At 55.8% G+C, this 22,450-nt stretch carries 20 protein-coding genes and 4 tRNA genes; 6 read left to right on the top strand and 18 right to left on the bottom strand.

Features of this window, described 5'->3' with window-relative positions; all coding sequences use genetic code 11:
* Positions 1–120: 120 nt before the first annotated feature.
* The 3 genes from rhtC to pldA are packed head-to-tail and all read right to left on the bottom strand — an operon-like array spanning position 121 to position 3,489.
* Entirely contained in the window at positions 121–744 is a 624-nt protein-coding gene (gene rhtC, locus IAI47_RS18355) for a threonine export protein RhtC (protein WP_008926442.1), read from the bottom strand.
* Between the two features lie 12 nt (positions 745–756).
* Positions 757–2,586, bottom strand: coding sequence for an ATP-dependent DNA helicase RecQ (recQ, locus tag IAI47_RS18360; protein ID WP_003854379.1), 1,830 nt, complete (start codon positions 2,584–2,586; stop codon positions 757–759).
* Between the two features lie 24 nt (positions 2,587–2,610).
* Positions 2,611–3,489, bottom strand: a complete 879-nt coding sequence (gene pldA / locus IAI47_RS18365; protein ID WP_003854378.1) for a phospholipase A — start codon at positions 3,487–3,489, stop codon at positions 2,611–2,613.
* A gap of 194 nt (positions 3,490–3,683) precedes the next feature.
* On the opposite strand from pldA, the gene IAI47_RS18370 reads away from it, so the two are divergent.
* Together IAI47_RS18370 and rarD are read left to right on the top strand one after the other, a co-directional pair.
* Positions 3,684–4,154 carry a thioesterase family protein gene (locus IAI47_RS18370; RefSeq protein ID WP_008926441.1) on the top strand — a complete coding sequence of 157 codons (471 nt, stop codon included), beginning with the start codon at positions 3,684–3,686 and terminating at the stop codon, positions 4,152–4,154.
* 23 nt (positions 4,155–4,177) lie between these two features.
* Positions 4,178–5,083 carry an EamA family transporter RarD gene (gene rarD, locus IAI47_RS18375; RefSeq protein WP_003854374.1) on the top strand — a complete coding sequence of 302 codons (906 nt, stop codon included), beginning with the start codon at positions 4,178–4,180 and terminating at the stop codon, positions 5,081–5,083.
* Here the strand turns inward: rarD and IAI47_RS18380 are convergent.
* The 10 genes from IAI47_RS18380 to IAI47_RS18420 all read right to left on the bottom strand — a co-directional run bounded on the left by IAI47_RS18380 (position 5,048) and on the right by IAI47_RS18420 (position 15,852).
* Positions 5,048–6,106, bottom strand: coding sequence for an AbrB family transcriptional regulator (locus tag IAI47_RS18380; protein WP_003854372.1), 1,059 nt, complete (start codon positions 6,104–6,106; stop codon positions 5,048–5,050). The genes rarD and IAI47_RS18380 overlap by 36 nt on opposite strands.
* A 97-nt stretch (positions 6,107–6,203) precedes the next feature.
* Entirely contained in the window at positions 6,204–7,157 is a 954-nt protein-coding gene (gene corA / locus IAI47_RS18385) for a magnesium/cobalt transporter CorA (protein WP_003854370.1), read from the bottom strand.
* Between the two features lie 178 nt (positions 7,158–7,335).
* Positions 7,336–7,392, bottom strand: coding sequence for a YsgD/CorL family protein (gene ysgD / locus IAI47_RS22210; protein WP_369690086.1), 57 nt, complete (start codon positions 7,390–7,392; stop codon positions 7,336–7,338).
* Between the two features lie 67 nt (positions 7,393–7,459).
* On the bottom strand, positions 7,460–9,622 hold the full coding sequence (gene uvrD / locus IAI47_RS18390; RefSeq protein ID WP_003854368.1) for a DNA helicase II: 2,163 nt from the start codon (positions 9,620–9,622) through the stop codon (positions 7,460–7,462).
* Positions 9,623–9,776: 154 nt separating this feature from the next.
* A complete protein-coding gene (gene yigB, locus IAI47_RS18395; protein WP_008926440.1) occupies positions 9,777–10,493 on the bottom strand; it encodes a 5-amino-6-(5-phospho-D-ribitylamino)uracil phosphatase YigB in 717 nt (238 codons plus the stop codon).
* Positions 10,490–11,395 carry a tyrosine recombinase XerC gene (gene xerC / locus IAI47_RS18400; protein WP_008926439.1) on the bottom strand — a complete coding sequence of 302 codons (906 nt, stop codon included), beginning with the start codon at positions 11,393–11,395 and terminating at the stop codon, positions 10,490–10,492. Before xerC ends, yigB begins: the two co-directional genes overlap by 4 nt.
* Positions 11,392–12,096, bottom strand: coding sequence for a DUF484 domain-containing protein (locus IAI47_RS18405; protein ID WP_003854361.1), 705 nt, complete (start codon positions 12,094–12,096; stop codon positions 11,392–11,394). Before IAI47_RS18405 ends, xerC begins: the two co-directional genes overlap by 4 nt.
* A complete protein-coding gene (gene dapF, locus IAI47_RS18410; protein ID WP_008926438.1) occupies positions 12,093–12,917 on the bottom strand; it encodes a diaminopimelate epimerase in 825 nt (274 codons plus the stop codon). Before dapF ends, IAI47_RS18405 begins: the two co-directional genes overlap by 4 nt.
* Positions 12,918–12,945: 28 nt before the next feature.
* Positions 12,946–13,146, bottom strand: a complete 201-nt coding sequence (locus IAI47_RS18415) for a lipoprotein (protein ID WP_008926437.1) — start codon at positions 13,144–13,146, stop codon at positions 12,946–12,948.
* A gap of 147 nt (positions 13,147–13,293) precedes the next feature.
* Entirely contained in the window at positions 13,294–15,852 is a 2,559-nt protein-coding gene (locus IAI47_RS18420) for a class I adenylate cyclase (RefSeq protein WP_003854355.1), read from the bottom strand.
* Between the two features lie 316 nt (positions 15,853–16,168).
* Between IAI47_RS18420 and hemC the strand changes: the two genes are divergently transcribed.
* The 4 genes from hemC to hemY are packed head-to-tail and all read left to right on the top strand — an operon-like array spanning position 16,169 to position 20,193.
* Positions 16,169–17,110: a hydroxymethylbilane synthase gene (gene hemC / locus IAI47_RS18425; protein ID WP_033743361.1), complete on the top strand. Its 942-nt coding sequence runs from the start codon at positions 16,169–16,171 to the stop codon at positions 17,108–17,110.
* Positions 17,107–17,835, top strand: coding sequence for a uroporphyrinogen-III synthase (hemD, locus tag IAI47_RS18430; RefSeq protein ID WP_003854352.1), 729 nt, complete (start codon positions 17,107–17,109; stop codon positions 17,833–17,835). Before hemC ends, hemD begins: the two co-directional genes overlap by 4 nt.
* 25 nt (positions 17,836–17,860) lie before the next feature.
* The gene (gene hemX, locus IAI47_RS18435) at positions 17,861–18,994 is read left to right on the top strand and encodes a uroporphyrinogen-III C-methyltransferase (protein ID WP_008926435.1); all 1,134 of its coding nucleotides are present in this window, start codon (positions 17,861–17,863) and stop codon (positions 18,992–18,994) included.
* Between the two features lie 2 nt (positions 18,995–18,996).
* Positions 18,997–20,193, top strand: coding sequence for a protoheme IX biogenesis protein HemY (gene hemY, locus IAI47_RS18440; protein WP_008926434.1), 1,197 nt, complete (start codon positions 18,997–18,999; stop codon positions 20,191–20,193).
* An 885-nt stretch (positions 20,194–21,078) separates the two neighbouring features.
* Here hemY and IAI47_RS18445 read toward each other — a convergent pair.
* The 5 genes from IAI47_RS18445 to wecG form a co-directional block, all read right to left on the bottom strand.
* A tRNA-Pro gene (locus tag IAI47_RS18445) sits at positions 21,079–21,155 on the bottom strand.
* Between the two features lie 20 nt (positions 21,156–21,175).
* A tRNA-Leu gene (locus IAI47_RS18450) sits at positions 21,176–21,262 on the bottom strand.
* A 16-nt stretch (positions 21,263–21,278) separates the two neighbouring features.
* Positions 21,279–21,354 (bottom strand) — tRNA-His (locus IAI47_RS18455).
* 98 nt (positions 21,355–21,452) lie between these two features.
* A tRNA-Arg gene (locus tag IAI47_RS18460) sits at positions 21,453–21,529 on the bottom strand.
* Positions 21,530–21,687: 158 nt separating this feature from the next.
* Positions 21,688–22,428: a lipopolysaccharide N-acetylmannosaminouronosyltransferase gene (gene wecG, locus IAI47_RS18465; protein WP_008926433.1), complete on the bottom strand. Its 741-nt coding sequence runs from the start codon at positions 22,426–22,428 to the stop codon at positions 21,688–21,690.
* Between the last annotated feature and the right edge of the window lie 22 nt (positions 22,429–22,450).

Below are 22,450 nucleotides of genomic sequence, written 5' to 3' on the forward strand. Positions count from 1 at the left end.
GGGCGTTAACAGGTGCAGTTTGTGACAGTCGTCACGCACGTGAAGTTCAGAGAGATACCACAGGCAATGAAGTTTTGCCGGATGCGCAATGCGCTCTCCGGCATAAAGGGATTGCAGCGCTTAACGTGAAATAATCAGGTGGATACCAAAACCGGCAAACAGGACGCCTGCCATGCCATCGACCCACTTTGCCAGGCGCTGATATTTTGCGCGGATCCACGGTAGCGCAAAGATAGCCGCGACCAGGGCAAACCAGGCAAAGGTTTCACCAATAATCAACAGGAACAGGCCCCAGCGCTCTGCCGAACCCACATCATCACCGACGAACAGCGAGAAGACGCTACCGAAGTAAATAATCGCTTTAGGATTCGACAGGTTCGTCAGCAGGCCTTTGAGAAAGCTCATTCCGCGTTTCGGCAGCTCAACTACGGGCTCATCCTGCTGCGGCTGTTTGTGTCGCTGACGTGCCGAACACATCAGCTGCCAGCCCATCCACAACAGATAGAGTCCACCACCGACCATGATGATCTGATGCAGCCACGCCATTTTTTCCAGGATCAGGTGCAGTCCCATCAGCGCCACGCCCGCCCAGACAACGATACCCAGCGTAATACCCAGTACCCCCATCATCGCCTCTTTACGCGAGCGGCTGGCGGCGGTTTGCGATACGAAAAAGAAATCAGGGCCGGGGCTCATCAATGCCACCAGATGAACCAGCGCAACCGTTGCGAATAACATCAGCATAATCAGTGTCCTTTATTCTTCATCATCAAGATGCTCTTTGATCATCACCAGGAAAGGTTTGCCAAAGCGCTCCAGTTTGCGGTGGCCCACGCCGTTGACGCTGAGCATCTCCGACGCGCTGACCGGCATCTGTTCTGCCATCTCTATCAGTGTGGCGTCATTGAACACCACATAGGGGGGAATATTCTCTTCGTCGGCGATCGCTTTTCGCAGCTTACGCAGCTTGGCGAACAGCTTGCGGTCGTAATTGCCACCGAGAAACTTCGCCGGACTGCTGCTTTTTGTTTTCGCAGTAATCAATCGCGGCACTGCCAGCATCAGTGGCACTTCACCGCGCAGCACCGGGCGCGCTGCTTCGGTCAACTGTAACGCCGAATGCATAGCGATGTTCTGCGTCACCAGCCCCAGATGGATTAACTGACGTAACACACTGACCCAGTGTTCGTGGCTCTGGTCTTTGCCCAGTCCATAAACCGGCAGTTTGTCATGACCCTGTTCACGAATACGCTGATTATTAGACCCGCGCAGCACCTCAACGATATAGCCCATGCCAAAACGCTGACCAACACGATAGATACCGGAAAGCGCTTTTTGCGCTTCAACCAGACCGTCGTAGCGTTTAGGCGGATCGAGACAGATATCGCAGTTGCCGCATGGCTGCTGGCGACCCTCGCCAAAATAGTTCAGCAGCACCAGACGGCGGCAGGTCTGCGCTTCCGCAAACGCGCCCATCGCATTGAGCTTGTGGCGTTCAATATCCTGCAGCGGCCCAGGCACTTTCTCTTCAAGGCATTTACGCAACCAGGCCATATCGGCCGGATCGTAGAGCATCATCGCTTCGGCGGGCAGACCATCACGTCCGGCCCGGCCGGTTTCCTGATAATAGGACTCAATATTACGCGGAATATCGAAGTGAACGACAAAACGGACGTTGGGTTTGTTGATACCCATGCCAAAGGCCACCGTCGCCACCACGATTTGCAGATCGTCACGTTGAAACGCTTCCTGCACCCGGCCACGCTGTTCGCTGTCGATTCCGGCATGATAGGCGCCCACGCTGAATCCACGGCTTTGCAGACGCGCGGCGGTGTCTTCCACCTTCGCCCGGCTGTTGCAGTAGATAATGCCGCACTTACCGCGCTGATCCTGAACGTAGCGCAGCAGCTGATCGGTGGGTTTAAATTTCTCCACCAGCGTGTAACGGATATTAGGACGGTCAAAGCTGCTGATCTGGATCAGCGGATCCTGCATGTGCAGCAGGTTAACGATGTCATTGCGGGTGGTTTCATCCGCCGTCGCGGTCAGTGCCATCACCGGTAATTCCGGGAAGCGCTGACGCATCTTTCCGAGTGCGCCATATTCCGGACGGAAATCGTGGCCCCACTGGGAAATGCAGTGCGCTTCGTCCACGGCCAGCATCGCGGGCTGCCAGTGCGCCAGACTTTCCAGGAAGTTATCCATCATCAGGCGTTCGGGAGCGATATAAAGTAGCTTAACCCGACCGGTACGGCAGTCTGCCATCACCGTCTGCTGCTGATCGCGCGTCATGGTGGAGTTGAGATACGCCGCCGCCACGCCATTCGCCAGCAGCTGATCGACCTGATCTTTCATCAGAGAGATCAGCGGTGACACCACCAGCGTCAGTCCCTCGCGCACCAGCGCCGGAATCTGATAACAAAGCGATTTCCCTCCGCCAGTGGGCATCACCACCAGGCAATCGCGCCCGCTTAGCGCCTGATGAATGATCGTCTGCTGACCGGGACGAAAATGCTGATAGCCGAAGGTATCCTGCAATACCTGCTGCGCCAGCGCTTCCTGATTGAGAACTGCCGAGGTTGCCACGCGATTCCTGTCTTACGTTTGAGATTAGAACAAGTCGTTAAGCGTTACACCCACACCCAGACGCGTCTGGCGATGGTTGTAATCGATCAGTGATTCACCGTAACCGCTAAATACCTGAGTATAGAAGCGGACATGCTCACTGATAGGGTAGCTCCAGCCCATTGTCGCGCCGCCATAACCGCTGTTCCAGTTATAGTTGCCCTCAACGCTGAAAATACTGTCGCCTAGCCGGTAGCCCACTTTGGCACGGTAATAACCCATGTATTTGGTGATATCAGGATTATCATCGCTGCTCTCCCCTTCCGGGATGCGATACCAGGGTTTGATTTCCGCCAGGAAGTTACCGTTCTCCGCCATCAGACGCGCATAAACACGGTTCCAGCTGCGTGAAGTCGGATCGCTTCGTCCATTGGACTGATGATTCAGACCCACTTCAACATCCCGTAAGGTCCAGCCCGCCAGTGAATAGTCGGTTGCCCAGCCGAGGAAGATCTGGGGTTCATAGTTGGTTTCGCGGAATGGCGAAGACTCCGCGCTATTCGACAGCTGCCACCAGGAACGCTGTGTATAAGAGGCCGCCAGGACGGAGTTGTCGCCCAGAATACCGCGCCATAACGGAAATGCCAGACTGAGCTGGAATTTCACTTCATCTTTACGGGCATTTTCTCCCCAGTTATAAGATGAGATCGCCTCTTTATTCAGATCGCTGGTATAGGTGTAGAGCAGATAGTTGTTCTCGTAAGGATAGAGAACAAACGGGTTGTCGTGCTTCTCCAGCAGGTTAGCAATAATGCTGCCCTGGACCTGTGGCGCGTCATGAACCTCTTTAATCTGGGCTTCATCCGCCTGCGCCAGCGCAGGAAATATCAACATTGCCGCCAGCAAGGCGCGATGCTTACGCATAGAATTCTCCGGTGAGCAACTGCGTATCAGAATAACTGAAAGGGTGTCGTAAAAAGCAGGCCATTCTACACACAAATGGCAGCGAGCATGAGTGCTGATTTCTTAAACTGGAAACACCCTCGCAGGCGTCATAGAATACACAACTCATTAACGTTCCGCGCCCCTCTGGCCCGATTTTTTCAGGACACATCATCATGTCATCACCCGTGCTGACACAGCAGGACGCTCGTAAGCTGGTCGGCGAAATTTTCGTTTATCACATGCCGTTTAATCAGGCGCTGGGCCTGGAGCTGCTGCGCCTTGACGCAGACTACGCAGAGATCAGTTTCAATAACAAAACCATGCTGGTAGGTAATCAGGCACAGCAGATCCTGCACGGCGGTGTTATCGCCTCGGTACTGGATGTCGCTGCGGGCATGGTGTGCGTCAGTAATGCGCTAACCCGTCAGGAGAGCATCACTGAGGAGGAGCTGCGCCAGCGTCTGTCGCGCATGGGCACCATTGATATGCGTGTCGACTATTTACGTCCCGGACGCGGTGAACGCTTCATCGCCACCAGCAGCCTGCTGCGTGCCGGTAACAAAGTCGGCGTGGCTCGGGTGGAGCTGCACAATCAACAGGGCGACTACATCGCTACGGCGACTGCCACCTATCTTATCGGCTAACCACGACATTGAATGGATCGCATATGGATACGCAACAAACCCGGCAGGGCGTTGGCTTTGCACTGGGCGCTTACTTTATCTGGGGCATTGCGCCCGCCTATTTCAAGCTGGTGAAACAGGTTCCCGCGACAGAAATCATGACGCATCGCGTGATCTGGTCTGCGCTCTTTATGCTGTTGCTGATTACCCTGAGCCGCAGCTGGCCCGGTGTACGCAGCGTATTGCGCCAGCCCCGAAAAGTGCTGATGCTGGCGCTGACAGCAGTGACGATCGGCGGCAACTGGCTGCTGTTCATCTGGGCGGTCAACAATCAGCATATGCTGGAAGCCAGCCTCGGTTACTTTATTAACCCGCTGATTAACGTGGTGTTCGGCATGCTGTTTCTGCGCGAACGCTTTCGTCGCCTGCAGTGGCTGGCCGTACTGCTGGCAGCCGTCGGCGTGCTGGTGCAGCTGTGGCAGTTTGGATCGTTACCGATTATCGCGCTGGGCCTGGCGCTGAGCTTTGCCCTGTACGGTCTTTTGCGCAAAAAGATTCAGGTCGATGCGCAGAGCGGTATGCTGATTGAAACCCTGTGGCTGTTCCCGCTGGCGGCGATTTACCTGTTTGGCTTTGCCGACAGCGCCACCAGCCATTTATCGGCTAACCCGCTGAGCCTCAACCTGAAGCTGATTGCGGCCGGCATTGTTACCACCATTCCACTGATGCTGTTTGCGGCGGCCTGCAGCCGACTGCGACTCTCCACCGTGGGCTTCTTCCAGTACCTCGGCCCGACGCTGATGTTTGTCCTGGCGGTGGTGTTTTACGGTGAAACCATCACGCCAGACAAGCTGGTGACCTTTGCCTTCATCTGGCTGGCGCTGCTGGTGTTTGTCTGCGATGCGGTGGCGTTTTCATTCCGCTCCCGTTCCCGTGCGCGCGTAGCGTGAGATAAAGCGCGCTAAAGCCGGGCCGGTCAGCAGGATGGTAAAGAGACGCAACGTCTGCATCGCCATCACAAACGCCATATTGACCTGCGTGCCTGCAGCAATAATCGCCACCGTGTCCAGTCCGCCTGGACTGGTGGCGAGATAAGCCGTCATCAGATCGATATCCAGCATTCGGGTCAGCATCCACGCCAGCCCGCCACACAACAACATCAACCCGAAGATCGAGGCCAGCATTTGCGGCAGCGTGCGCAGTGCCAGCAGAAAAATCGGGCGGGTGAAACGCAGTCCCACGCTCCAGCCAATCAGCGCATAGGCCACGGCCAGCAACCATTCCGGCACCTGTAATATCGCGATATGACTGCTGTTCAGTGCCGCACCCGCCAGTGCGGGCAGCAGCAACGCGCCAGAAGGAATGCGCAGTCGTGTGCCCAGCCATGCGCCCAGCAGCATGACGACCAGGGTAATGGCAAAACCGCGATTCAGCGCCGGAAACCAGAGCAGCGACACGCTGTGTGCTTCATCGCCCAGCCCGATGCGCGCCACCAGCGCGGCCGCCGAGGCGACAAACAGCACCCGCAGATACTGCATAAACGCCACCAGCCGGACGTCAGCGCCAAAGTCACCCGCCATCGCCACCATGGCCGATGCTCCCCCCGGCGACGATCCCCATGCGCCGGTCGGGCCAGGCAGATGACTGAAGCGCACCAGCAGAAAACCGGACAAGCCACTGGCCGCCAGCGTCAGCAACAGCACCGCCAGTACGATCGGCCAGTCCTGAATCAGCGGTGTCAGAATCGAAGGTGACAGGCTTTGCGCAATCATGCAGCCCAGAACGGCCTGAGCAACCAGGAAGAACCGTTTATCAATGCGCAGCGTGGCACCTGATAGCCCCATCACCACGCCCACGATCATCGGTCCCAGTAACAGCGCGGCAGGCACATGAAAATAGTGCAGCACCGCACCCAGCAACACTGAGACCAGCAACAGCAGCGTCCACTGCGCGCGCAACGAAAAAGCGTCCATAAGAAGTTAATTATTTGTAAAAACAGGAGGGTCAGAGTACGCAGAAACGGGGATGAGAGCCAGCAAAACGGGCCATCTGAGATGGCCCGTGGCTGTTTTAAAGCCAGTTTTTACGCTTGAAGTAGAGATAAGGTGCCAGTCCGGCAAGAATCATCAGGCCGATAGCCGCAGGATAACCAAAGCTCCACTTCAGTTCCGGCATAAACTCGAAGTTCATCCCGTAGCTGGAAGCCACCAGCGTTGGCGGCAGAAATACCACGGAGACCACGGAGAAGATCTTGATGATGCGGTTCTGCTCAATATTGATAAAGCCCATTGCCGCCTGCATCAGGAAGTTCACCTTCTGGAACAGCGATTCGTTATGCGGCAGGAGCGATTCGATATCGCGCAGAATTTCACGTGCCTGCTCCAGCTGATTGCCCGGCAGGCGCGCTTTACGCACCAGGAAGTTCAGCGCGCGCTGGGTATCCATCAGACAGAGGCGCACTTTCCAGCCGATATCTTCCAGTTCCGCTAACCGCGACAGCGCCTGATCGTACTCTTCGCCCTGCTGACCTTCCATGATCACCCGGCTGAGTTTCTCCAGCGCGCTGTAGATGTTCTCGATTTCATCGGCAAGCTGTTCGATTTTGGTTTCAAACAGGTCGAGCAGCAGCTCAAAGGCATTGCCGTCGATCAGCGTCTGGTTACGGGCGCGCATACGATAGAGGCGAAAAGCGGGCAGTTCGCGTTCGCGCAGTGTATAGAGGCGGCCTTCACGGATGGTGAACGCCACAGTAGAGTTACCGGCGTGATCGTCAGCATCTTCATAGAAGAAGAAGGAGTGAATATGCAGACCATCTTCATCTTCGAAGAAACGTGCTGAGGCCTCAATGTCTTCCAGCTCAGGCCGTGTTGCCAGGCTCTGACCCAGTTCTGACTGCACCCGATCACGTTCGCCCTCTTCCGGTTCAATAAGATCGACCCAGACGGAGGTGGTCAGTTTGTCGTTTTCGTCTTCCAGCTCCAGTCGCGTCAGGCGGCTGTGATCCAGTTTAAATGCGCTCAGCATAGCAATACTCCCCATTGCAGACTAAATGGGACAAGGCAGTCCGCCGTTCCTCAACATGGAACGTGCGGCCTGAACACGGAAACAGAGTTTCAGAGATAAATCAGTGCTGACTCGTGCGACGGAATCAAAAAGGGAGGTCGCTGATAACCGCTAAGGCTACCCGCGTAAAGAGGTAGCCTTAGATGTTATTCCTGGTATCCAGGTCATTGAGCCAGCATCGACTGGGCGTGTCCAAGGCATTGTCCTCTCATGATAATAGTGGGCGCATGTTACGCTGAGACGAAAAAGCCGTCAACCGCACGCTAAAGCGTTTCCAGCTTTGCGTAAGCCGCCACCAGCCACTTGATTCCCTGCCCCTGAAACGCCACCTGCAGGCGGCTGTGTTCACCGCTGCCTTCCAGATTGATGATGGTGCCTTCGCCAAATTTCGCGTGATGAACACGCTGACCCAGCGCGAATCCGCTGTCATTTTTGGTCACCGGGGCACCCATCCGCTGATGGTTTACCGGACGGCTCACGCTGGCGCGCAGACGCACTTCTTCGATGCACGCTTCGGGCAGTTCGCCGATGAAACGGGAAGGCCGGTGATACACTTCCTTACCATAGAGTCGGCGGGTTTCAGCGTAGGTCAGCGTCAGCTTCATCATGGCACGGGTTACGCCGACATAAGCCAGACGACGCTCCTCTTCCAGACGGCCGCCTTCATCCAGCGACATCTGGCTCGGGAACATCCCCTCTTCCATGCCGACAATAAAGACCTGGCTAAACTCCAGCCCTTTCGCCGAGTGCAGCGTCATCAACTGAACCGCATCCTGCCACTTGTCCGCCTGACCTTCACCCGCTTCAAGGGCGGCATGGGACAAGAAGGCCTGCAGCGGCATCAGATCTTCATCTTCGTCCTGATAGCTGAACTGGCGTGTTGCCGTCACCAGCTCCTCAAGGTTTTCGATACGCGCCTGGCCCTTCTCACCTTTTTCCTGCTCATACATCAGCCACAGGCCTGAGTCTTTAATGACCCGGTCAGTCTGAACATGCAGCGGTAAATCGGCGGTTTCGGTAGCCAGTGAATCGACCAGCTCACAGAAGCGTTGCAGCGCAGACGCGGCACGGCCAGCCAGCGCGCGGCTTTGCAGCAGTTCGCGCGTGGCCTGCCACAACGTCATCTGACGCTCACGGGCGGTCTGACGCACCACGTCGAGCGTGCGATCGCCCACGCCACGTGTCGGGGTATTTACCACGCGCTCAAAGGCCGCGTCGTCATTGCGGTTCGCCATCAGACGCAGATAGGAGAGCGCATCTTTGATCTCCTGGCGTTCGAAGAAGCGCATGCCGCCATAAATACGGTACGGCATGCTGCTTTGCAGCAGCGCCTCTTCCAGCACACGCGACTGGGCGTTGCTGCGATAGAGAATGGCGCAGTCGTTGAGCGCGCCGCCGTTCTCCATCCAGACCTTGATGCGGTTAACCACAAAGCGTGCTTCATCCAGCTCATTAAAGGCGCAATAGATAGAGATTGGCTCACCATCGCTGCCTTCAGTCCAGAGCTCTTTACCCAGGCGGCCATTGTTGTTGGCGATCAGGGCATTGGCGGCTTTCAGGATGTTATTGGTTGAGCGATAGTTCTGCTCCAGACGAATGGTTTCCGCGCCTGGGAAATCCTGCAGGAAGCGCTGAATATTCTCGACCTGCGCGCCGCGCCAGCCGTAGATCGACTGATCATCATCGCCCACGATGATCACCCGGCCGCTGTCGCCCGCCAGCATCCGAATCCAGGCGTACTGAATGTTGTTGGTATCCTGAAACTCATCCACCAGCACGTTGGTAAAACGTTCGCGGTAGTGATTAAGAATGTGCGGCTTGTTGAGCCACAGCTCATGGGCGCGCAGCAGCAGCTCAGCGAAATCGACTAGACCGGCGCGATCACAGGCTTCCTGATAGGCCTGATAAATGCGCAGCCAGGTCTGCTCAATCGGATTGCCGTAGCTTTCAATATGCTTTGGCCGCAGGCCTTCATCTTTTTTGCCGTTGATGTACCACATGCCCTGACGCGCAGGCCACTGCTTGTCATCAAGGTTCATGGATTTAATCAGGCGCTTAAGCAGACGCAGCTGATCTTCACTGTCGAGGATCTGAAAATCCTGCGGCAGACCGGCATCAAGATGGTGAGCGCGCAGTAAACGGTGCGCCAGGCCGTGGAAGGTGCCGATCCACATCCCGCCCTGACTGGTGCCGATCAGATGCTCGATACGGTGACGCATCTCCGCGGCCGCTTTGTTGGTAAAGGTCACCGCCATAATTGAATAGGGAGAGCAATTCTCCACCGACATCAGCCAGGCAATGCGATGCACCAGCACCCGCGTTTTACCACTGCCCGCGCCTGCCAGCACCAGCAGGTTACTGCGCGGAGCCGCAACGGCAGCGCGCTGATTGTCATTCAAACCATCGAGCAGTTCAGAAACGTCCATAAGCACCGTTTACCAGAGAAAAAGCGTCGTCGTCGCGCTGATTATTCCGCCTGCCGCAAGACAGTATCGCTGCCCGTCAGGCGGCGACACAGATGCCAGATTAGCGACGGCGGCAAAGCAGAAAAGAGGAGACGACTGGATAAATTTACAGCCATTATAGCAGTGAGGTGAGTGATGCCAACCGCGAAATTTCGACATGCGGCAACAGGCGCGCATCCGGGATATGCATCAGGTTGCCCTGCCGCAGGTTAATCCAGCAGGCCTGCAGTCCAGAGCGCAGTGAGCCCGCGACATCGGTTGTGAGGTCATCACCGACATGCAGAATATGATGTGGTGCGATATCAAGGCGTTGCGCGGCAAGCTGATACATATCCTGCCACGGCTTGGCGCGCCCATCCGGCCCGGCCCGCAGCGTAAACTGAAAGTAGTGCGCAATGCCCATTTTTTCCGGGCAGGCGTTACCGTTGGTGACCGCCACCAGCGGGATTTTTTCCGCCAGCGCTTTTAGCGTCTGATGCGTCTCATCCGGCATCTCGACCTGACTCCGCCACTGATGAAAGACCGCCATGACATCTGCCGCGCCCGCTGTCGCTTCAGCGGCCGAGAGGCCGACATTCAGCATCGCCAGCTCTACCGAACGGCGTCGCCACTCCGATACATCATGATAGATTTCAGGCTCACGCTGCAGCAGTTCGTCACGTAACTGCTGATAATCCTGCGGCGTGAAGTCACGCAGCGCCGGATGAAAAGCCTGCAACGCCGCATGGGACTCCAGCGTGGTACGACGAATCACCGGGTAGTTATCGTAGAGCGTGTCATCAAGGTCGAAGCTCATAGCTTTTATGGCCGACAGCGGACGATAAAACTTCATTCGTTCTTTCCTCGTTTGGCGCGGGGATGCGCAGCGTCATACACCGAAGCCAGATGCTGGAAGTCGAGATGGGTGTAGATCTGGGTCGTCGACAGATTCGCATGCCCCAGTAACTCCTGCACGGCGCGCAGGTCGCCGCTGGACTCCAGCAGATGCGTGGCAAAAGAGTGGCGCAACTTATGCGGATGGATATGGCTCGCCAGACCCTGTCTGATGCCCCATTCGGCAAAGCGCTTCTGTACGTTGCGGGGCGAAATGCGGTTGCCGCGCGTCGACAGAAACAGCGCATCATCCTGGGCACCGAACGTTTCACGCAGCGGCAGCCAGTGCTGGATCCAGGTGACGGCCGTGCGGCCAATCGGAACCCGGCGCTCTTTGCTGCCCTTACCCACGACCCACACTTCACCGGAATCGAGATCGACATGGCGGCAATCCATATTGACCAGTTCGGAGAGACGCAGACCGCCGCCATACATCACTTCCAGCATCGCCCGGTCGCGCACCGCCAGCGGATCGTCAAGGTCGATCTCCAGCAGCTGATTCACTTCATCAACATCAATATTTTTGGGCAGATGCCGTGCTTTACGTGGCGTCATTACCCCTTTGGCAGGATTAGCGGAGAGCAAACCCTGACTCACCTGCCAGTCGAGGAAACTGCGCAGCGCAGAGAGGCGCAGCGCCAGGCTGCTGGCAGAGAGTCCGGCACGACGGCTACGCGCCGCCATGCTGCGCACCTGCGCGGGTTCCAGCTGTGCCCAGCTGCTGAGCTTCATCTCGTCAGCAATCGCCACCAGCGCGGCAAGCTGTCGCGCATAGCTGCTCTGGGTTAACGGACTCAGCTGGCGCTCCACTTTCAGGTAGCGCAGGAATCCGTCGACAGCCTCCAGCAGCGTGCTACTCATGCGCGCTCGACCCAGCGGGAAAGCAGATCAGGCATCATCTGCGACAGGTGCTGCAACAGCAGTGTCCCCATACCCGACTGGTAGTGCTGGCTGTCGCGACTGCTGAACACCAGCACGCCGAGATCGCCCTCTTCGCCCATCAGCGACATGGCCACCGAACCGATCGCTTTTGCCTGCGGCAGCAGCAGCAGCAGTTCCGGGCCATTAATGTTGCCGAGATAGTGATGCTGGTTACCGAAGCGCTGAATACGCAGCGGTTCAAACGCCTGACGCGACAGGCTCAGCTGAAAGAAATCGGAAGGCGCGCCCAGCAGCCATTTATCACTAAACAGCCGCACATTGGCACCTGCCAGGCCCAATTCACGTGCCCAGCGGTGCAGTCGGTTGAGCATATCCTGCAGCGAATCAGCCGCTGCCAGATGACTTTCCAGCGACAGCAGACGGTCAAACAGTTCGTGGTTAGCGCTGGCCTGCTCCATCAGCAGCGTGATCTCTTCTTCCAGCCGCTGAATGTGGTTGCGTTGCCGCGCCATGTGCCACTCAACCAGCGACACGCTGCCGCGCACCGGATGCGGCACCGCCATCTGTTCAACTGCGCGGGCATTGCGGATAAAGAAATCGGGATTCTGCCGCAGATAATCACTGACGGCCTGATCGTCCAGCAGAACCGAACTGTCAGTCTGCTCTTCGATATTTTTCATAGATGAATAAACCCATCGTAGACGTGTGTCGCAGGCCCGGTCATATAGAGCGGCTGACCGGCACCTTTCCAGGAGATATGCAGCGTTCCACCAGGCAGATCGACACGGACGTTAGGTGCCAGAATGCCCTGCTGAATGCCGCATGCAACGGCAGCACAGGCGCCACTGCCGCACGCCTGTGTTTCACCCGCGCCGCGTTCATAGACGCGCAGGCGGATATGTTCGGGATTGATGATCTCCATAAAACCCACATTGACGCGATCCGGGAAACGCTCATGGCTCTCCAGAATCGGGCCCAGCAGTTCAACCTGCGCGGTTTTCACACTTTCAACCTGGATGACGCAGTGAGGATTACCCATCGACACCGCACCCAGCATTACCGTCTGTTCGGCAACGCGCAGCAGATAGAGGTTTTCGGCTTTGTTGGCGCGGAACGGCACCTGCTGAGGCTCAAAGTTGGGCTCGCCCATGTTCACGCGCACCTGGTCATCCGGCGTCACGGTCAGGACCATACGGCCATTTTGCGTACTGACCCGGATATCGGTCTTGTTGGTCAGCCCTTTGAGCTGAACAAAGCGGGCAAAACAGCGCGCACCGTTACCGCACTGAGCCACTTCACTGCCGTCGGCGTTGAAAATGCGATAGTGGAAATCGAGATCGGGATCGTAAGGGGGTTCAACAATCAGCAGCTGATCAAATCCGATCCCCAGATGACGATCGGCCAGCCGGCGGATCAACTCCGGCGAAAAAAAGACGTTTTGTGTCACTGCATCCACAACCATAAAATCGTTGCCGAGACCGTGCATTTTGGAGAACTGCATTTTTTGCTCCGCCGGATAAGCCATCAGATTAGTTCGCTTGTACGCCTGAGTTGCCGGTAACCAGTCCGCCCACATCGGCTTTTTTGGCATCCGCTTTCTGGCGTTCGGTCGGCGATTGTTGTTTCTTCGGCTGATCCTTCGGCGGGAAGTAAAGCGGTCCTTTCAGACCACAACCTGCAAGGCTGGTTACAGCCAGTGTCACGGCCAACAGGCTTATTACTTTCTTCATTCTTTATGCTCTTCATGTCCTTTACCTGGATGCTTATCATCGCAGTTGAAGGTGGAAAAGCAACAGGAAATCCCCGCTAATAGCGTGAACCGGGTGACAAGCCAGAAAGATAGCGGCCACCTGCAGAGCGCAGGCAGGCCGTCAGCATCAATGCACCTGATAGCGCGGTTGATAGTCGCTGTTGTCGTTGTCAGGCTGCGTCGTACACAGCTGCGTCAGCGTCTGACTACGGAACGGAATCACCTGGAATCGCTCACCCGTGTTCACAATCTGATAGAACTGCGGCAGGTTAAAGTTGATAAAGCTCGACCCATATGTGAAGCGATCGTGCGATGAGGAGTAGAACCGACTGACGTCGCGCACCAGCTCCTCTTTGCTGCCTTCACAGTGGTGATAGACCTCAACCCGATTCGTCTCATCGAGAATGTAGATATTGAAGCCGCGCTCATCCGTGGTGTTTTCAAAGAAGAACTGAATGATGCCTTCGCTGGCATAGCCGTTAACAACGGGTGGCAGCGGCGTCTGATTCGTTTCGACTTTAATAGAGAGTCCATGCAGCTTGTTGTTGGAGATCGCGCCATAAAACTCAACGGCATTTTCCAGCTTCTGCACAGAAACACTCATACGTTCAAAGAACAGACCCCAGGTCTGGCCTGCCATGCGCAGCGCTTTAAAGCGGCCCGGCTCCTGACGTGTGCTGGAAAGGCGCAGCTCAATGCACTCTGAGACCAGCTGCTGCACGCGCGTGCGGATCAGACCGCGCAGGTGCTGGCTGTAGCAGAACACTTCCACCGTATCCGGCGGTGCGGCATCCTGATGCATCTTGCCAAGAATGGTTTTCAGTCCTTCGATCATCGCCTGTTCGCCGCTGAAATGCAGTGTACGCACCTCATTCCAGGAGTTGCGATAGAGCAGATCGATACTGCCAATCAGGCACTGCTGCTGCTGACCAAAGCTAAAAACATCCAGCTTGCGGAAGTCGAAGTGCACCACCTGGTTGCGGAAGGCCGCTGTCGGGTCATGCTCAAGGTTAACAATAATCGCCAGGTGACGAATTTCGCACGGACTGTAGAGCGCTTTTGGTGTCGGCGAAGGCAGACGCAGCGGGAAGTGGCTGGAAACATCGTTAACCAGCTCCTGCAGACGCGCCAGATCGCAAATCTCATTGCCTTTAATATGCAGCCGGGTTTTGCGGGTCAGCAGACCATTAAACCACGCCCACGCCACCAGCTTGTTCAGGTAGCGGTTATATTCCAGCGGCTGATGGCTGATGATCGAATCCATATCTGGTGCCTGGTTATAGAGATACCAGCCGGAACGGTTGGCACGGCCAGGTGGGACATGAATAAAGGTCAGATTCGGTTCAGAGAGATCGGGCGAAATCTGCGGGTTCACCAGCGTCACTTTGCCCGGCAGCGCTTCAAACGCGGCATACAGTTTACGGGTTAATACACCGATATCCTGCGGGCTGGCGCTAACGCTTAAGTTATTACGGCGGGCAAAGCGGATCAGGTTGCGATAGCTTTGCATCATCGCATCCAGTAATTCATTATGAGCTTCGCGCACCCGCTCAATTTTCCACTCGGCGCGGTTGTCCAGAACGGCAATCTTCTCTTCGTTCCAGCCCCACTCTTTGACCAGCTGCGATAAAATCTCGCGACGCCAGCCGGTGCGATGATGATGATCTTCGGTGCTGAGCTTTTCACACACTTTGAGATAGAAGCAGCGACGAACCAAATCAAGACGCGGCTGATCGTCAACGCTGGTGAGATAGTGCGTTACGCGTTCCAGCATCATGCAGTAAGGATCGAGTCCGAAGCAGATGATTTCGCCGTCGTGCAGGCGCTGTTTGATATCCATCGCCAGCAGCTGCGTGTTCGGGTATTCCCAGCTATAGGCTTCCAGCAGCAACGTTTTCAGTACGGCTTTATAAGGCGAGTCGATGCTTTTATAGAGCTGCCACAGACTGGCACCAAAATACTCTTCAGCAGACAGCGTACCGAGGCCACCCAGATCGAGCCACTCATTGGGGGTCAGCACGCCTTTCGCGTACAGCGACATCACGTAATCGTCATAGTGATGCTCTTCTTCACCCGGTACCATATTCCACAGGAGACGTTTGCCCGCCATACGAACCGCAGTACGGTAAAACTCATCCAGCAGCAAAATGTGTTGGGTTGAGCCGCAATCTTCACCGCCCAGGCTGCCGCTTTCATTGTGACGGAAGCGGTTCTCATCAATCAGGAAGAAACTGACTTCCACACCCATTGAGACGCACCACTTCTGCAATAGCGTACATTTGCGCTGCAGATTCAGGCGCTCTTCATTATCAAGCCAGGATTGATGGCAGACCCAGATATCGAGATCCGAGACGCTATTCTGGCCGACAGACGAGGTGCTGCCCATGGAGTAAATGGCGGTGATTGGCATCTCGCCTTTCGGCGCATCGGCATGGCGCAGGTCGCTGTCGCCGGTGAGATCGGCCAGCAGCTGGCGCTGATTTTCATCAGGCGTGTAGAAGCTGATGCCATATGGAACGCTACCTTCAAGGTAACCCGGCATCTGAGGATGTTGATAATGTAATAAGGTTGGCAGCAGACTGTAGACGCGCTGAAAAGCGGGTCCCATAGCAGCCAGCGCACGATCAACGCGCAGCTGGTTGATTGCATCCAGTCTCTGTTTCAGTGTCTCAATGTAGAGGTACAAGACGTTTCGCCTGATTGTCCCAGTGTTTAAGCACCCTGTTTCCACGCTCTGCCGCTTATTAAAGTAAAAAGTGGGCAGATAATTGCTGGAAACGTGATCAATCTAACACTCGCCAGATTGACCGTAAAGAAAGTTGCGCTACTTAACAGTTTAGCACGTTCTTACCAGCTTCCCGCCTTTTCAGCGCTGGTTCCCACGTTATGGCTTGATAATCCGGGCCTGAAACCGTGCGCAGGCCCTTTTCAATCCGTTGAAACTGACAGTATTCATCCAGAGATGATAGGATATTCAGTGAACGATAAAAATGGTTAACAGCATGTTAGACAAAATTTTCAGAATTGCTACAAGACAAAGCCCGCTCGCATTATGGCAGGCACATTATGTACAGCAACGCCTCATGAGTGCCCATCCGGGACTTCGCGTTGAGCTGGTGCCTATGGTCACGAAAGGTGACATTATTCTTGATACGCCGCTGGCAAAAGTGGGTGGCAAAGGACTGTTTGTCAAAGAGCTTGAGCTGGCGATGCAGGATGGCCGTGCCGATATGGCTGTGCACTCCATGAAAGATGTGCCGGTCAGTTTCCCTGAAGGTCTGGGCCTGGTGACCATCTGCGAGCGCGACGATCCGCGCGATGCGTTCGTTTCCCATCATTATGACTCTATTGACGCGCTGCCACAGGGAGCCATTGTCGGCACCTCCAGCCTGCGTCGTCAGTGCCAGATTAGTGCGCGCCGTCCGGATCTGGTGATCCGTTCGCTGCGGGGTAATGTGGGCACCCGTCTCGGCAAGCTCGATGCCGGAGAGTATGACGCGATCATTCTGGCCGTTGCCGGGCTGAAACGCCTGGGACTGGAAGATCGCATTCGCCAGGCAATGCCTGCCGAAGTTTCCCTGCCCGCCGTGGGTCAGGGTGCGGTCGGCATTGAATGCCGTCTGGACGACAGCGTCTTAATTGACCTGTTACGGGCACTGAACCACGATGACACCGAAGTCTGCGTCAGAGCGGAACGCGCCATGAATACCCGCTTAGAGGGTGGCTGCCAGGTACCCATCGGCAGTTTCGCGGTGCTGGAAGGCAATGACCTCTGGCTGCGCGGCATGGTCGGCGCACCAGATGGCCGGGTGATGGTCAGCGGCGAACGCCGGGGTCCACGCGCGCAGGCAGAACAGATGGGCATTTCACTGGCCGATGAACTGCTGAATGGCGGCGCACGTGAAATCCTGAAAGAAGTTTACCAGGGGCAGCCGCCGGCATGACCATCCTGGTGACGCGCCCGGAACCCGCAGCGGCAGAGCTGGTATCGCGCCTGCATGCCCTTGGCAAACAGGCGTGGAGCCTGCCGCTGATCGAGTTCGCACCGGGCGCTGACCTCGCCTCTCTGCCCCAGAAGCTCGCCGGACTTCATGCTGGCGACCTCGTCTTTATCCTTTCTCAGCAGGTTATTCACTACGCGCAGCATGCGATCAAAGCATGGCCCACTGAGCTGGACTATTATGCAATTGGTCGCAGCACCGCACTGGCGTTTCACACCGTCAGTGGCCAGCAGGTGACCTGGCCACATGCTCATGAAACCAGTGAGGAATTGATCCAGATAAACACGCTTCAGCAGATTTCCGGTAAACGTGCGCTGATCCTGCGAGGCGATCCCGGACGCGAATTGCTGGCAGAGACCTTAACCCGGCGAGGTGCTGAGGTAACGTTTGCTGCCTGCTACCAGCGCTGCCAGAAGCATTATGATGGACCCGTTGAAGGCCGCCGCTGGCGCGATCGCGGCGTCTCGGTGCTGGTGGTGACCAGCGGTGAAATGTTACAACAGCTCTTTTCGCTGTTCCCCGCGGTTGATCGTGAGGAATGGCTGCTCCACTGCCGACTGATTGTCGTCAGTGAACGTTTGGCTACCCTGGCCGCTGGATTAGGTTGGCAGGATATTCAGGTAGCCGATGGTGCCGATAACGATGCGCTGCTGCGCGCGTTACGCTGAACTTTAACAATGGGATGTGCCACATATGACGGAACAAAAAGACTCCTCCGCCATGGTTGAAGAAACCACCCCAGCGGTTGACCGCTCCTCTTCCAGCAACAGCATACCACCGCGTAATGCGAAAAAGGGTGGCATGGTGTTGGGTGCCGTTGCGATTGTCATCGCGCTGGCGATGGGTGCGGGTTTATACCTTAACGGGAAACATCAGGCTGATTTACAGGCACAAACCAATCAAAAGCTGAGCGACCAGTTAAGCGCGTTGCAGCAGCAGGCCGGCAGCGATAAACAGCAGCTGACACAGCAATTAAGTAGCGCTGAAAAGGCGTTGCAGACTGCGCAACAGCAGCAGAATGCCTCAGCAAAAGAGCTGGAAACCCTGCGTGAAAAAGTAGCCGTGATCTCTGGCAACGACGTGCGCAGCTGGCTGCTGGCACAGGCGGACTATCTGGTGAAACTGGCGGGCCGCAAACTCTGGAGCGATCAGGATGTCACGACAGCCGCGGCACTGCTGAAAAGCGCCGATGCCAGCCTGGCCGACATGAACGATCCCAGCGTGATGAATGTGCGTCGTGCACTGACCCAGGATATCAGCAACCTCTCTTCCGTTACGCAGGTCGACTACGACGGGGTGATCCTCAAGCTGAATCAGTTGTCGAATAACGTTGATAATCTGCGCCTGGCCGATAACGACAGCGATGATGCGCCGATGGACAGCGATGGCGGCGAGCTCTCAGGTTCGGTGCGCGAATGGCGTCAGAATCTGGTGAAAAGCTGGCATAATTTTATGGATGATTTTATTACCATCCGTCGCCGCGATAACACCGCACAGCCGCTGCTGGCACCGAATCAGGATGTATATCTGCGTGAGAATATCCGCTCACGTCTGCTGATCGCTGCTCAGGCTGTTCCGCGTCATCAGGATGAGATTTATAAACAATCTATCGATACCGTGTCCGCCTGGGTTCGCGCCTGGTACGACACTAATGATGCCGCCACCAAAGCTTTCCTTGCTCAGCTGGATGAGCTGAGTCAGCAGAACATCAATATGGATCTGCCGGATAACCTGGAAAGTCAGCCGTTGCTGGAACAGCTGATGCAGACGCGGGTGCGTAACCTGTTAGCGCAACCTTCTGCCGCTGCTAATCAGCAGGGGGGCTAAGCATGCTTAAGGTATTTATCCTCTTTATCCTGCTGATTGCGGGCGTGGTGCTGGGACCGATGATTGCCGGTCATCAGGGCTACGTGCTGATTCAGACTGATAACTGGAATATCGAAACCAGCGTCACAGGCCTGGTCATTATCCTTATTCTCAGCCTGCTGGTGATTCTGGCCGTAGAGTGGCTGCTGCGCCGCGTGCTGCACACCGGCGCGCGGACCCGTGGCTGGTTTACCGGACGTAAACGCCGTCGCGCCCAGCGCCATACTCAGTCGGCGCTGATGAAGCTGGCAGAAGGCGACCACCGTCAGGTTGAGAAACTGCTCTCTAAAGATGCCGATCACGCTGATGTGCCTGTAGCCAACTATCTGCTGGCTGCAGAAGCCGCACAACAGCGTGGTGATGAAGCCCGTGCTAATCAGCATCTTGAGCGTGCTGCAGAGCTGTCGGAAAACAATACCATTCCGGTGGAAATCGCCCGCGCACGTATTCAGCTGGCACGTAACGAAGATCACGCTGCACGTCATAGCATCGACCGCCTGCTGGAAGTGGCACCGCGTCACCCGGAAGTGCTGCGCCTGGCCGAACAGGCGTATATTCGCACAGGTGCCTGGAGTGCGTTGCTGGATATTCTGCCGTCGATGCAGAAGTCACAGGTCGGCGATGAGCTCCATCGTGATGCCTTGCAGCAGCAGGCCTGGCTGGGTCTGATGAATCAGGCGATGGCTGATCAGGGCAGTGATGGGCTGAAGCGCTGGTGGAGCACACTGAGTCGCAAGACCCGTCAGGATACGACGTTGCAGGTCGCCATGGCGGATCATCTGATTGAGTGTGACGATCACGACACCGCACAGTCTATCGTGCTGGAAGGCCTGAAACGTCATTATGACGATCGTCTGGTACTGCTGATGCCACGTATCAAAAGCGGCAATCCCGAAGCACTGGAGAAAGCATTACGTCAGCAGATTAAACAGCATGGCGCAACGCCGTTGCTGCACAGTACGCTGGGGCAGTTGCTGATGCGTCATGGGGAATGGCAGCAGGCAGCTGACGCGCTGCAGCAGGCGCTGGCGCAGCGTCCGGATGCGTTCGATTATGCATGGCTGGCAGATGTTTATGACCGTCTGCATCGCCCGGAAGAGGCTGCAAAAATGCGCCGTGAAGGGTTGTTGCTGACGCTGAAGAATAACCCAAACGCCTGATGCGATTGTCAGACAGGATAAAGCCGGGCTCGCCCGGCTTTTTTGTGCCCAAAATCTGCCATCCGGTTCTCGCAGGCAAAAAAAAACACCTGCCAGTGGCAGGTGTAAGATCAGGTCGGTAAGACAACCGGGAGGTACCTGACTCAACGTGGTGTCTGTTAACCCTGTAAGGCTTACGCGATACAGGCAGGCAGACAACAGGTACCGAAAATTGGCTCTGCATCATTCCCAGGTTTATGTAGCATAAGCAGACATAAGAGGTGGAATGAGCATCTACAGCAGAGGTGTTGCACAAGCCGTGCCAGGTTAAGGTTTATTTTTAAAGTAATTATAAATCAATAACTTAATCACAGTGCCGAATCTGTTCTTAGCCATGTCCGATGTTAAGTGTCGGTATCCGGCGACAGCTGGCATTTTCTCTGTCTCTTAATAGAGACAGCAAGATCAATCTCTCTGTTAACTCAACAATAACAATGACTTATTTGTCGGCAATTCACGACGCTATTGATTCTGCTAATACTGCGTGCGGAGTCAAAGCAGAGTGATTCCGCAGCAATGAAGAAGCCCAATGCGTAGGGAACACGGTCAGAGGAGGAAAGCGTCCCACGCCTGGGACAAAAACGCCGGGAGCGTTTTTGAACAACGCAGAGCGTTGGCCCGGCTACGGGCGCACCTCAGGGATGAGGTGCGTAATCGCGTGGGCCGAGCGGCCATGGATGGCATTAGCGCCTTTCCGATCTGACCGTGTTCCCTTCGCAGACTCGAACTCACAGCAACATTGTTCCACAGCACCCAAGCCGGCCCGGCCCATATCTCCCGCAGACATTCGAATCCACTTTTCTACAGACGAAAAAAAACCTGTCTTTTCAGACAGGTTTCTAAAAATGGTCGGCGAGAGAGGATTCGAACCTCCGACCCACTGGTCCCAAACCAGTTGCGCTACCAAGCTGCGCTACTCGCCGATTTTTTTAACTGTTTTGCCTGGTGCGAAGAGAGGGACTTGAACCCTCACGTCCGTTAAGACACTAACACCTGAAGCTAGCGCGTCTACCAATTCCGCCACCTTCGCGTTTCCCAGCAAAATCTGGGGTGGCTAATGGGACTCGAACCCACGACAACTGGAATCACAATCCAGGGCTCTACCAACTGAGCTATAGCCACCACAATTCTTAATGTCACAGATTTAAAACCTGCACCATTTAAATCTCTACTGCCAACCGCGGTAAATCAACCACCGAAGCTCATGCGCACAAACGATATGGCGCGCCCGACAGGATTCGAACCTGAGACCTCTGCCTCCGGAGGGCAGCGCTCTATCCAGCTGAGCTACGGGCGCGTAGCGCCGTTGCGGATGTGCATACTAGAGATAAGCGCCCATCGTGTCTAGTGCTTTTTAAATAAAAAGACGCGTTTGATTACGCTTTGTGCACTTTCTCGACAAATAGTGCATTTCCTCTCTCACAATGCCTAAAAATGCGGCATTTATCAGCAATATCAGAGATCGCCGCGCCAGTGGTAGCGCAAATATTTAAGCAGTTTTAATTGCCTGCGCAGGCGGCTCGGTTGTCGAATCAGACGATAGAGCCACTCCAGCCCCAGTCGCTGCCAGATTTTAGGGGCGCGCTTCACATGACCGGTAAAAACATCGTAGGTTCCGCCTACGCCCATGTAGAGCGCATCAGGACAGTGCGCACGGCACGCCAGCATCAGCAGCTCCTGACGTGGCGATCCCAGCGCTACAGTGACGAGCTTCGCACCGCTAGCCGCAATCCGGGCAAACAGCGCATCCTGATCGGCTGGCGCAAAATAGCCATCCTGCGCGCCAACAATATTCACATTCCACTGGCGGCGTAACTTATCACAGGTTTCATCCAGCACCCGCTGGCGACCACCGATAAGAAACACCGGCGTCCCTTCACGCCCGGCGCGCTCCATCAACGCTTCCCATAAATCTGCTCCCGCAATGCGCTGCACCGACGCCTGCGGATATTTTTTACGAATCGACCGCACAATACTGATGCCATCGGCATACGCATATTCAGCCTGCGCTAACAGCGTGCGTAATCCCTCATCCCGCTCAGCGGTCAGAATCTTCTCTGCATTGATCGCCACTAAAATACCGCTGCGAACGCGCTGCGGCGGCATCAAAAAATTCACCGCCGACGGCATGTTTTCGAAGCCATACAAATCAACGCCGCGAATCCGGTACTGCGGCGTCTCAGTTAACGTTGTCATATCTTCCGTCAATCCCAGAGGT

Source organism: Pantoea sp. MT58, assembly GCF_014495885.1.
In the GTDB taxonomy this organism is placed as follows: Bacteria; Pseudomonadota; Gammaproteobacteria; order Enterobacterales; family Enterobacteriaceae; genus Pantoea; species Pantoea eucalypti.